This is a genomic window from Mesorhizobium sp. M1A.F.Ca.IN.020.06.1.1 (genome assembly GCF_004023265.1).
Classification (GTDB): Bacteria; Pseudomonadota; Alphaproteobacteria; order Rhizobiales; family Rhizobiaceae; genus Mesorhizobium.
This window is the reverse complement of record NZ_RZSR01000092.1, coordinates 1-10,281: the sequence shown is the minus strand read 5'-3', so window position 1 is coordinate 10,281 and position 10,281 is coordinate 1. Positions and strand designations below refer to the sequence as shown.

The 10,281-nt window shown below is 62.3% G+C and carries 12 protein-coding genes and 1 tRNA gene; 5 read left to right on the top strand and 8 right to left on the bottom strand.

Annotated elements, in window-relative coordinates:
• The 3 genes from qatB to qatD form a co-directional block, all read left to right on the top strand.
• A partial coding sequence (qatB, locus tag EOA60_RS06710) for a Qat anti-phage system associated protein QatB (protein ID WP_206628105.1) occupies positions 1 to 635 on the top strand: 635 nt, incomplete at its 5' end.
• The gene (gene qatC, locus EOA60_RS06705) at positions 632 to 2,002 is read left to right on the top strand and encodes a Qat anti-phage system QueC-like protein QatC (RefSeq protein ID WP_091600255.1); all 1,371 of its coding nucleotides are present in this window, start codon (positions 632 to 634) and stop codon (positions 2,000 to 2,002) included. The genes qatB and qatC, both read left to right, overlap by 4 nt.
• Before the next feature lie 2 nt (positions 2,003 to 2,004).
• Complete coding sequence (gene qatD, locus EOA60_RS06700; RefSeq protein ID WP_091600256.1) at positions 2,005 to 2,763, top strand: Qat anti-phage system TatD family nuclease QatD; 759 nt, start codon at positions 2,005 to 2,007, stop codon at positions 2,761 to 2,763.
• A gap of 51 nt (positions 2,764 to 2,814) precedes the next feature.
• On the opposite strand, the gene EOA60_RS06695 is transcribed toward qatD, so the two are convergent.
• From EOA60_RS06695 to EOA60_RS38180, 8 genes are all read right to left on the bottom strand, one after another.
• Positions 2,815 to 3,525: a YfbU family protein gene (locus EOA60_RS06695; RefSeq protein ID WP_091600257.1), complete on the bottom strand. Its 711-nt coding sequence runs from the start codon at positions 3,523 to 3,525 to the stop codon at positions 2,815 to 2,817.
• A 211-nt stretch (positions 3,526 to 3,736) separates the two neighbouring features.
• Complete coding sequence (locus EOA60_RS06690) at positions 3,737 to 4,696, bottom strand: hypothetical protein (protein ID WP_127335043.1); 960 nt, start codon at positions 4,694 to 4,696, stop codon at positions 3,737 to 3,739.
• A gap of 910 nt (positions 4,697 to 5,606) precedes the next feature.
• The gene (locus tag EOA60_RS06685) at positions 5,607 to 6,050 is read right to left on the bottom strand and encodes a hypothetical protein (RefSeq protein ID WP_091600259.1); all 444 of its coding nucleotides are present in this window, start codon (positions 6,048 to 6,050) and stop codon (positions 5,607 to 5,609) included.
• Positions 6,051 to 6,159: 109 nt separating this feature from the next.
• Positions 6,160 to 6,267, bottom strand: a tRNA-OTHER gene (locus EOA60_RS06680).
• A gap of 6 nt (positions 6,268 to 6,273) precedes the next feature.
• Positions 6,274 to 6,756 carry a helix-turn-helix domain-containing protein gene (locus EOA60_RS06675; RefSeq protein WP_126037961.1) on the bottom strand — a complete coding sequence of 161 codons (483 nt, stop codon included), beginning with the start codon at positions 6,754 to 6,756 and terminating at the stop codon, positions 6,274 to 6,276.
• 349 nt (positions 6,757 to 7,105) lie between these two features.
• Positions 7,106 to 7,969: a DUF3800 domain-containing protein gene (locus tag EOA60_RS06670; protein ID WP_236473432.1), complete on the bottom strand. Its 864-nt coding sequence runs from the start codon at positions 7,967 to 7,969 to the stop codon at positions 7,106 to 7,108.
• 57 nt (positions 7,970 to 8,026) lie between these two features.
• Positions 8,027 to 8,149, bottom strand: a complete 123-nt coding sequence (locus EOA60_RS39635) for a hypothetical protein (protein ID WP_268931439.1) — start codon at positions 8,147 to 8,149, stop codon at positions 8,027 to 8,029.
• Positions 8,150 to 8,187: 38 nt separating this feature from the next.
• The gene (locus EOA60_RS38180; RefSeq protein ID WP_206533512.1) at positions 8,188 to 8,355 is read right to left on the bottom strand and encodes a hypothetical protein; all 168 of its coding nucleotides are present in this window, start codon (positions 8,353 to 8,355) and stop codon (positions 8,188 to 8,190) included.
• Between EOA60_RS38180 and EOA60_RS06665 the strand changes: the two genes are divergently transcribed.
• Complete coding sequence (locus EOA60_RS06665) at positions 8,356 to 9,300, top strand: hypothetical protein (RefSeq protein WP_189347894.1); 945 nt, start codon at positions 8,356 to 8,358, stop codon at positions 9,298 to 9,300.
• Between the two features lie 3 nt (positions 9,301 to 9,303).
• The gene (locus EOA60_RS06660) at positions 9,304 to 10,260 is read left to right on the top strand and encodes a hypothetical protein (RefSeq protein ID WP_091600498.1); all 957 of its coding nucleotides are present in this window, start codon (positions 9,304 to 9,306) and stop codon (positions 10,258 to 10,260) included.
• Positions 10,261 to 10,281 lie beyond the last annotated feature (21 nt).

Sequence of the window (10,281 nt, the reverse complement as noted above, 5' to 3'; positions counted from 1 at the left end):
CCCGCTCGCGCGGGGGTGGCGGCAGGGACCTGAGGCGCGCCGCCGGCAAGTACGTCAGAGCCATGGGCGGTGCACGCAACGCTGCCCGTGCCATGGCGCCGTCCCGCAGGGTGATGACTGGCCTGGGACAGCTGTTGGGTCAGGTGGCGCAGAACGGCCCGGCTGCGGCTCTGCGGTTCTTCAACCTGCAGAGCCTCGTCGGCGCCCCGATAGCCGACGTCTTCCTCGCCCTCACGGACCTCCTGTGCCCTGACGGCGGGACGATTGATGAGGCCATTGCGAGGAACGCGATGCTCGAGACCGTGGGCGAGCTCGGCGCGGCGGGAGATCTGCCTTTCGATGGCGCCACGCCCGACGTGCTGGACGCCGTGTTCACCGGTGCGCTCGCACGCTCGATCGAGACCAAGCTGTTCAACGAGATCGGGGGCAGGTCCATACGGCTCCCGACCGACGTTGCCGCGGTCGAGATCATTCAGAGGACGCTGCACGACTTCATCCAGGGCACCGTCCGCGATCGCTTCGCGGCTGCGGGCGGCACGCTGGCGTCAGTTCCCTACGCGGGCGTCGAGGCCTTCGTCCAGGCCATCTACGAGCAGTCCTTCGAACTGATCCGCATCCTGGGGGATAGCGCATGAGACGTTTCGTGTTTGTCGGCCGCCTGGGTGCGGCGGATAACGGGGCCGTGCCGGTCGTCCAGCCGGACGCGACGCCGGTGACGGTCCAGTTCGTGGCCGCGAACAAGCGGCTCGATTACGGCATCGGCAACGCGCTGCAGACGTTGGCCGACCTCGGTCTCCGGCGGACGGAAACCGCGATCGACCTCGTCATCGTCGCCGCCATGGTCAACGCGGCCGACACCCGCGTCTCGCGCTCCGCGAATGCACAGGACGGCTGGACCCGGGAGCTGGACCTAGTGGTGCCGGTGCGTGAGCCTGACTTGTGGGCGGCGCAGGGAGCGTTGCTCGCCCGCACTCTCAGGTTCTTGACGGGCGACCATTGGCGTATCGTGTTCAGGGCACGGCCCGCACCCTTTGCGACGATCGCAACGGCGCGGCCGTCGCTGGGCCTCGCCGAGCCGGACGAAGTGTGTCTGTTCTCCGGCGGTCTGGACAGTCTCGTCGGGGCGTTGGATTTCCTGGCCGGGGGCGGGAAGCCGCTTCTGGTGAGCCATTACTGGGATTCGGAGACGAGCAAGGCGCAGACGTTGCTGCTGGACTTGCTGCGCAAGAATTACAAAACAAACGAGCCGTTGTCCCTGCGGGCGCGCCTCGGCTTCGACCGCAACCATGTCGACACCGGCGAGGTGGAAAACAGCCAGAGGGGGAGATCCTTCCTGTTTTTCGCGTTGGCCATTTTGGCGGCTTCGGGGCTGACGTCTGACGCCCCGGTCCGCGTGCCCGAGAACGGCCTGATCGGCCTCAACGTACCCCTCGACCCGCTCCGCCTCGGTTCGCTCAGCACCCGCACCACTCACCCATTCTACATGGCGCGCTTCAACGAGTTGATGCGGGGGCTTGGCATCGCCCGGCGTCTGGAAAACCCCTATCGCCACGTGACCAAGGGTCAGATGGTCAGGGATTGCGAGGATCCGGCGCTGTTGCGACGGGCCATTCCCTCGTCGATGTCGTGTTCCTCGCCGGCGAAAGCCCGCTACAGAGGCCTGCCACCGCAGCACTGCGGAACGTGCGTCCCCTGTCTGATCCGCAGAGCATCCCTGGCAGCCGGCCTGGACGCGAACGAGTCGGATACGACACCCTATGTGGTGAAGGATTTGGCGGCGCGTCGTCTCGATACGCTCGAGGCCGAGGGCGAACATGTGAGGTCGTTTCAGCTGATGGCGGAGCGGTTACGGCGGAATCCGCGGGCCGCAAAGGCCCTCGCGCGCATCCCCGGTCCGCTGACCGACGAGCCGTCCGAGATTGACGACTATGTTGACGTCTTCGTGCGAGGGATGCAGGAAGTGGCCCATTTCCTCGAACCCGTCAGGGCGAAGCCTAGCTGAGCATGTCTGCACCACGCCTCGTCGATTTCCACTGTCACCTGGACCTGTATCCAGATCCGGCCGCGGCTATAAGAGCCTGCGAAGAGGCTAAGGTGGCGACGCTCGCGGTGACGACGACGCCGAAGGCGTTCAGGCAGAACATGAACCTTGCAAAGGGCGCCGAGTTTGTGCGCATTGGGCTCGGCATTCACCCGCATCTTGCCGAGCAGCGCTGGACCGAACTGCCCCTGTTCGAGGCGCTGTTGCCCGAGACGAGGTATGTCGGCGAAGTCGGTCTCGATGCGAGCCCCGCACACTACCGCTCGATCGATCGTCAAGTCGACGTCTTCAGGCGTATTCTAACCTCCTGCCAGAGGGCGGGGGACAAGATCCTCTCCGTGCATAGCGTCCGCACGGCGTCGAAGGTTCTCGACCACATCGAGGAGCTGCTTCCCAAGGGCAGTGGCAAGGTGGTGCTGCACTGGTTCAGCGGATCGGTCGCAGACGCGCGGCGGGCTGCGGCTCTCGGGTGCTATTTTTCCGTCAACCAGGCCATGTTCAGGTCCGAGCGGTCAGTGGCTCTCCTCGGGACCTTGCCGCTCGACCGGCTGCTCACGGAGACGGATGGTCCCTTCGTGGAGGTAGATGGTTCCCCCGTCACGCCGGGCGGCGTGGACGAGGCCGTTCGCATGCTTGGCGACGTTGTGGGCCTGGGCGCCGAGGAGATGCGGCGCGCCATTTTGAATAATCTAAAGGCAGTTTTGGAACGGTCCGCAAACTGACGATTCCACGCCGACCCGAGCTTATCGTGGCCAGCGACTCTGCACCATTCGCTACCGGAGCTTGAGGAGCTCGATGAGCTCGTCGGCGTTGAGCAACTGGCCGGCACGCCTGTATGCCGGCGAACCGCGGCGGGCCTCGATTTCGGCATATTTCTGCAGCATCTCGCGATAAGTCGACACCGTGTTGGCGTGAGCGTTCAGGGATCTGTCCCTGAACTCCTCAAAGCGCCCGAGCTTTTCGACCATGAATTTGGCCATCGACATGTAGCGTCCCTCTTCGTTCCCGTCGAAGCCGTCAAACTTGGGGTTTTTCCCCCAGTACTTCACCTGGTCCTCGACGCGCTGCCTGTCTTCGGGACTGAGCTTCTCATATCCCCATTCAATGGCTCGCCACATCGCCATCGTGTCGACCACGAAGTCGAGCGCCTCGGGGTCGTCGACCTCATCGTGAAAGATGCCCGACATTTCCCATTCCAGGCCCCAGAAATGGCCTCCGTAGATGGCGCTCTGAATCAACTCGACTGACTTCATGTCCTCGTAGCCTTTATGCTGGCGCAGGACTTCGGCTAGCATCCACATGATCAGTTTTTCAGAGCTGGTCGGCCGGAAGGCCTTGCGCCGACCAGCCTCAAGCCCAGTATACACCAAGGTGCGGATGGCCTCTGCCCGCGAAGGGAGGTCACGCTGCTCTCCCCGCCAAGCATCGATCCGGTCAATCGTGCTTTCATCGAGCCTGAGCTCGAATCGCTCGGTTTTCACCATTTCTACCTCCAATCAAGTCCGTACCGAATCCATATCGTACGGACATTGTACGTAAGACACGGTGAAAGGCAAGCATCGCCATCTCGCATGTCGTTACTTGGGTCAGGACGGGGGCGCGTCACACCCCCCACGGCTGGCATGCCGGCCGGTGCCTGCACCTCCGGCATGTGGCTAGGCGCTCGTCGGGACCCTCAGGGAACAGGCGAGTCGATCAGAGTGCAGGTGTCAGGATCCGGGCCGTAGTACTGCGCGAACTGTCGCTCGCCAAGGCGATCAGTGCAGCATTTTCGGATTTCCCGGTAAGCCATTTGAAATCGTAGCGGAAAGGTCCCGGCTCGAGGACCCATTGCAGGGCGAGATCGAACACGAGCATTCCGCCAAAGAAGGTGTTGACCAGTTTCTTGATGTTTTCGGGGCTCCGGCCGCGCACGGCGCGAGGAAAGATCTGCTCGGTGTCACCTCTGTCCTGGAAGAGGGACAGATGGGTGACGAACAGCGATCCGGCCTCAGGGTTGAAGTTGTCTCCCGCCATCCAGATGCCCGGCCAACAGAAAAATTCGGGACTGCGCTGCTTGTCTCGGCAAAAAGCGATGAAGTGCGAGACCAGGACCCGGACAGGCATGTTCACACCGGCATAGTTGAACGTACGATGCTCCTCCATCAGGGCATCGACAGGGCCCTTGTCGCCGAGCAGCCCGACCACGGCAGCAAGTCCCGTCCGCGGATCATCGTATCCGCATCGCTCGCTCAGTCGCGCCGCGACGTGCTCATACTCCTGAGCGGAGAAATTTTGCACCGCCTGGGCGAGCTCGGGGGTTTCGGCTGCGGCCAGGCAAAGTCTTGTGAAGCGCGCGCCAGGATCAACGTCGCGGATAAAGTCCTCGAAGAACTCGATGTCGAGCGGAAACCCCCTCGTCGGGTTGATTGCCAGATCGCAGATCAGCAGAAACAGGCCGACGATCGGGCTGTCATACCGTTCGGGCCATTCTGTCCCAGTAAGCACCAGGAACAGTTCAAACGAGTCGACATAGACGGGCGCAAAGTAGCCTTGCTCGCGATACGTCTGAAGCAGCTCGGCCGCCTGACGATGCCAAATACTGAATTTGGCAAAAGCGGGCCTGGCCTTCGAATATCTGCTGGATGCCGATGTCGGCGTAAGGTGGGCGCGCACCGCGATGGAAGCCTTCAATCCGGCTGAGTTGAAGTTTGAGGAATTGTGCATCCCAGCGACCGGGGTCGGGAAATTGCCCTTCCGCGAAGTCACAGGACCCGTTGATCGCGTGGACGATCTCACCATAGGTTTTGAGGTAGCTGTGCCCGACGCTCTGAAAATAGGGCGTTTGCTCCAGCGAGAGGATCGACTTCGGCGACCAGGCAAGTTGCTTGTAGAACTTGATGTCGAGCGCGTTGTTGACGGCAATATTGGCGGCGGCGAGCACCGGATCAGAGTGCGTCCGACCGTCGAGCATCGCCCTGTGCGCCCAAGCCTTTACAGGTTTGGCGACGCCGGCGCCCCGCGCAAAGGTCTGAAGAGACGTCATGCTGCCATAGATTTGCGCCGGGTACGCCAGGCTGAGGATGAGTCCCGCAGTGGACCCCATGTGCTGCCACCAATGCACGGTTTCGTGCAGATAGGTCGAGTAGGCTTGGTACAGTTCGGCTGCGTCATGACCCTCGGTGTCGCGCTGGGTGAGCGCGTCGACAAGCTCATGGGCGCGGGGACTGAGGCGCAAGACGAAATGTTCCGTCGTGTAGCTCCCGTGGCCTGCCAGCGTGGCGTCGAACACCAGTGGATCGTTGGCTGGGTTGAGCAGATACGGATCGAGATGGGAGAACAGGGACATGGGAGAACTGTAGCAGAGATTGCCTACGGAAGCGGACAAACGCCGGGCTACCAGGCGATCGGCCTGACGGCACGCCACGGCGGTGCAGGTCGGCCTGGAATTCGTCAGTCCGGAGGCGCCAATCGGCGTATTCCCTTGCGCCGTACTCCTTCGCATGGACCGACCGGGCGTCTTCGTGGGCGAGACACCGAAAAAAGCGGGGCCTGACGAAAAGAATAGTTCGCTGGGGCGGCGCGCTTAAGGGTGTGGGTTGCCGAGCGGATCCATGCCGAGCGCCAGCCTGACGCTCTCTCGGATGCTTTCAGTCATCGCCAGCAGAACTTCCGGTCGGATGTCTCCGGGCTTTTCAACCACCATATAGCGCACACGCACATAATCGTTCTTGTCGGCCAGAGTTTTGGCTTGGCTGACAGTTCTGGCAGGCAGGACCAGGCCTGAACCTTGAGCGGCCACAGCCATCTCGTGCAGATTGTGCCCCAAGGCCCGCAAAGCCTCAATGTCTCGGCCCGCGCTGCGGAGGTAGCATTTCAGGAAGAGTTCGCACGCATGGTAGCAAAGCAACCTGGTCGGTCCCGACGTCAGACCGCGGCGACCGGCATCAACGGCCTTCGCGGCCTGCAAAAAGGAGTCGGCGAGCAGGAAAATACCGAACGGGGTGGCGCCTTCCGATTCTGGGATCATGCAGTCCAGTTGATTTTGGTGTTCTGGAGTCTCAAGTCGAAGTGCCCCCGACCGATATGACGCCGTTCGATTGAGATTCTCCGTGCATGGCACGACTCCCGGTGGGCCTTGGACGTGACGGCAGGACTTGAACCTGGGACCTCCTCGCCCCTAGATAGCGGTGTCACGCACCACCCAGGTCGAAAGCGAGGCGCTCTATCCTCTGAGCTACGCCACGATCTGCCTATGCATCGTTGTCCACGACCAGCTGCGGCTTCTTACGCTTCAACCGGTTCGATCTCTCCTCGGCCGCCTTCTTGATCTCGGCGGCCTTTTCCAGCGCAAACGGCTTGGCGGCCTCGATCAGGCCATCGAAATGATAGCGGTTCGTCATGCTGCCATTGGGCGTGTTGCGCCGTTCCTCCCGGCCAAGAAGTTTAAGGGCCTCGAGGGCGGCAATGCGTTTCTGAATGGTGCGGGGCGTCACCCCGATCGCCTTGGCGATGGTTTCGACCGAGGGGTGGGGAAGGTTGTCGGGCAGCCACCAGTACTGGACCAGGTGGATGATGATGTTCATGTCGAGCGCATCGAGGCCGAGAGCCTGCTGCTTCTCGATGATGATGTTGGGGAAAGCGCTCCAGCCCGTGGCCATGAGTGCCTTGGTCCACTTCTTCTCGTTGGTGCGTAGCTTGTCGACGTCTGCCTTGGCGGTTTCTGGCTGGGCCATCTGAGGCTCCCTGTGATGAACTGCGCCTAGATATGGTGGTTTCCCGTGATGACGCAAGGGCATTGGGGACGGTTCTGCATTCAGGGGGAGGGTGTTTCAAGGTTCGCCCGGCCTATGTCCCTGGATTCAGGGGCCGGGGAACCGCGCTGCACCCAAAGAAGAGGACTTGATAATATGAAGTGCCGATCAGACGAACCGTGCTATATGCAAGTGATAAGATAGGGACGCCCCGACCAGAGGTTCACCCGGGGTGTTGACAAAGAGAGCGTCAATACCCATACTTTGGGCGTGAGCATCGCTCCGGGGTTGGCGCCAGGCGCCAGCCGAACTTTTCAAAACGAAGGCCCGGCTAGTCCGGGTCTTTGTTTTTTATCCGTTCAAAGCAGCTGTATTTGATGCCGCAGGATGCCAGGTCCTCGGGCTGCAGGTGCGCGTCGATGAGACGCTTGTGGTCCATCAGGGCCCTGTAGGGCCGGTAGGACGGGTCATAGCCGCCCTTGGCCATCGGATAGAGGTAGAGATCGGCGATCTGCAACATCGGCGTGGCTTTGGTTCTGCCGCGGGGCTCCCCGCGCACGATGTCCCTGAACTCCTCGGCAGTTAACGACCCGTAGCTGGCGGAGTTGGCGCCGTCGAACGGCATCCCCTGCGTCTTCAGGATCCGCGTGTAGGCCACCAGGTCGCGGTCCTCGGCTTTGCCGGCGCGCTCGAAGAACACGCGCAGCTTGCGGTCCTGGCTGCGGGCATATTTGGCGGCGCGCTCGATCAGGATGCAGTAGGCGGTCTTGCACATGAACCAGAGCTGGTCCCGGTACCGGTCGCGGTAGCGGGCAACATAGCCCGGTCGGTCGATGACCGCGGCGATGCCGATCACGGGCAGCCCAAGCAGCATCCCCTGCAAGTCTCCCAGGAATTCAAAAGCGGACTCCGGCTTCTTCAGCCAGCCGAAGTCGCCACGGCCGCCCCGGATCGCCCAGGAGTGGAGCGGGTAGGTGATGCCGTGCTTCTGGCAGAAGGCCTTGTGGCGGGCATAGAGCTCATCGACGTCTTCCTCGTTGATGAGGATGCCGCCGAGGGCGAAATAATCCATTTCGTCCCGGCGCTTCTCTCTGGGCTCTCGGTCTGGCTCACGGCTGCCGCTGTCATCGAGGTAAAGGTGGATTTCGCGGTCGGTCACGGGCAGGCTTTCAATTTCCGCACCAGCTTGGCTCAAAAACCTGAACCTGTACAGCTTGGCGACACTCGTGCGCGCCACAGGGAACGTTGCAGCTCAGGCCGATTTCATCTGCACCATCAGCGTCTCGCAGCTGAGGGTGAGTTGGCGGGCATATGCCTTCGAGGCGTCAAGCGTGGCTCGCTTGGTGACGCCGAAGATCAGGTAGCCCGCATGCACGGCGGCGAGGATGCCGAGGGCCGCAAGCTTTCCATGGGTTAGCTCGGCAAACGATCCTCGTCGACATCAACATCCGCGCCGCCGCCGACGATCCCGAGGACGACACCTACGACGTTGCCCAGGATCTCAAGAGGCGCCTCTCCCGCGACGACAAGGGCCGGCTCTACGTCGACGCCTTCCTGCTCTCGCACCCGGATTCCGACCACGTGACCGGGCTCACGACGCATTTCCACCTCGGCCCGCCCGAGGATTTCCCGGAGGGTGACGAGAACCTCATCCTGATCCGCGAAATGTGGTCGTCGCCGATCGTGTTCCGGCGCGCCAGCAAGCAGCACAAGCTCTGCGACGAGGCCAAGGCGTGGGCCACCGAAGCGCGGCGCCGGGTCGCGCTGTTCAAAGAGAAGGGCCTGACCGGCACCGGTTCAGGCGACCGCATCCTGATCCTCGGTGAGGATAAAGACGGCAAGACCGATGATCTCACGGACATCCCGGTCAAGCAGGACGGCCTGCTGACCGCAGCTGACCGCGTGAACACGGGCCAGTTCGAAGGCCGCCTGCTGGCGCCGATGTACGTCGACGAAGACGACAAGGAGCTGATCGAAGTCCTCGAGAAGAACAACTCCTCGGCGATCGTGCGGTTCTCCATCGCCGGCGACGGCGTGGCCGACCGCTGCCGCTTCCTGACCGGTGGCGACGCGGACGTCTCCATCTGGGACCGGCTGTGGCAGCGCCACAAGGACAGTAACAAGGACTGGCTCAGCTACGATGTCATGGAGACGCCGCACCACTGCTCCTGGCGCACCCTGAGCCACGACCGCTGGTCCGAGATGGGCGAGAAGGTCAAGGTGTCCGAGGACGCCAGGAACGCACTCTCCCAGACCCGTGACGGCGCCATCATCGTCGCCTCCTGCAAGCCCATCAAAAAGGACGACGACAACCCGCCTCATGAGCGGGCCAAGCGGGAATATGTCTCGATCACCTCGGCCGAACGCTTCATCTGCACGACCGAGTATGCCGATGAGCACGACGGGCCGGTCGAGTTCAACATCACCGGCGTCGGCACATCCAAGCAGCTGGCGCTGACCCCGAAAAAGGCCGCCTCGATCGCCGGCGTGACCGGAGTGACGACGACGCCCAGATCCCACGGCTGAGCCATGGCCTCGGCAGACATGAAGCGGCACGCGGAACACTTTCTGCGTGTCGCAACAGAGATTCCGCAATGCCAGCGCTGTGGCCTGATCGCCGTCGGTGACGACGTGGCGACCCTGTTCCTTGATCTGGCCGTGGAGATGCCAACGCACTGGCACGCCAAGGGCACCGCCCCTAACGGCGTCCTGCCGGTCGAACGCGTTGAGGTCCTGCTTGGCGCTGACTACCCGTGGCGGTGCCCCACCTTCACCCTGCGCAAGGGCTTTCCGCGCAACCTGCACCATCTGACGCCCGGCTCGGAAAACGTGTGTCCAACCCCCTGTCTTGTGGATGGCAACCAGGACGAATATTTCAATCAGCACGGCCTGATCGAACTCGGCATCGGGGCCATCGTCAACCAGATGGGCGTTTGGCTCGGTCGCGCAGCAATTGGCACCTTGATGGATCCGGATCATGGCTGGGAACCCGTGATGCGCCAAGGCCTGCCGGACCGGCTTATTATCGATGCGGACTTCGCCCGAAGCCAGATCACCGACAAGTCCGGCTCGGTATGGCTTGCTACCAAATTCATGAAGGGCAAGGATCTCGCTGGCAAAAGGTCCTACACCCTCTCGGCGCACAATGAATTTGCCGCTGCCGTCGGCAACATGTCTGCTTTCCCCTTTGAGGCCGAAAGCGAAGGACGCTACAGCGGCATCACCGCGACGGTGCTGATCTGGCCGCCAAATGGCGCCATCACAAGTGCGGTGCTGCCTGAGACGGTAGCGAACCTTGACGACTTGGCACAACGCGCTGAGGCCTTCGGCTGCGGCGTTGAGTTTGCGAAATTCCTCGACAGGCTCCAGCGGCGCTGGGCGGGCAAAACCGATGACGCGACCTTCCCGATCGCCGTTTTGTTTGGCGTGCGGCGACCTTTTCGGCTGATCGGGCGGGCGTCGACGATCGAGTTGCTTCTTGATTGAAATCACGGCTCCGCAGAAGCG

Excerpts from the sequence above, each read along its gene's own strand:
- qatC (WP_091600255.1), top strand. The coding sequence starts at position 632 with ATGAGACGTTTCGTGTTTGTCGGCCGCCTGGGTGCGGCGGATAACGGG.
- qatD (WP_091600256.1), top strand. The coding sequence starts at position 2,005 with ATGTCTGCACCACGCCTCGTCGATTTCCACTGTCACCTGGACCTGTAT.
- EOA60_RS06695 (WP_091600257.1), bottom strand. The coding sequence starts at position 3,525 with ATGGTGAAAACCGAGCGATTCGAGCTCAGGCTCGATGAAAGCACGATT.
- EOA60_RS06685 (WP_091600259.1), bottom strand. The coding sequence starts at position 6,050 with ATGATCCCAGAATCGGAAGGCGCCACCCCGTTCGGTATTTTCCTGCTC.
- EOA60_RS06675 (WP_126037961.1), bottom strand. The coding sequence starts at position 6,756 with ATGGCCCAGCCAGAAACCGCCAAGGCAGACGTCGACAAGCTACGCACC.
- EOA60_RS06660 (WP_091600498.1), top strand. The coding sequence starts at position 9,304 with ATGGCCTCGGCAGACATGAAGCGGCACGCGGAACACTTTCTGCGTGTC.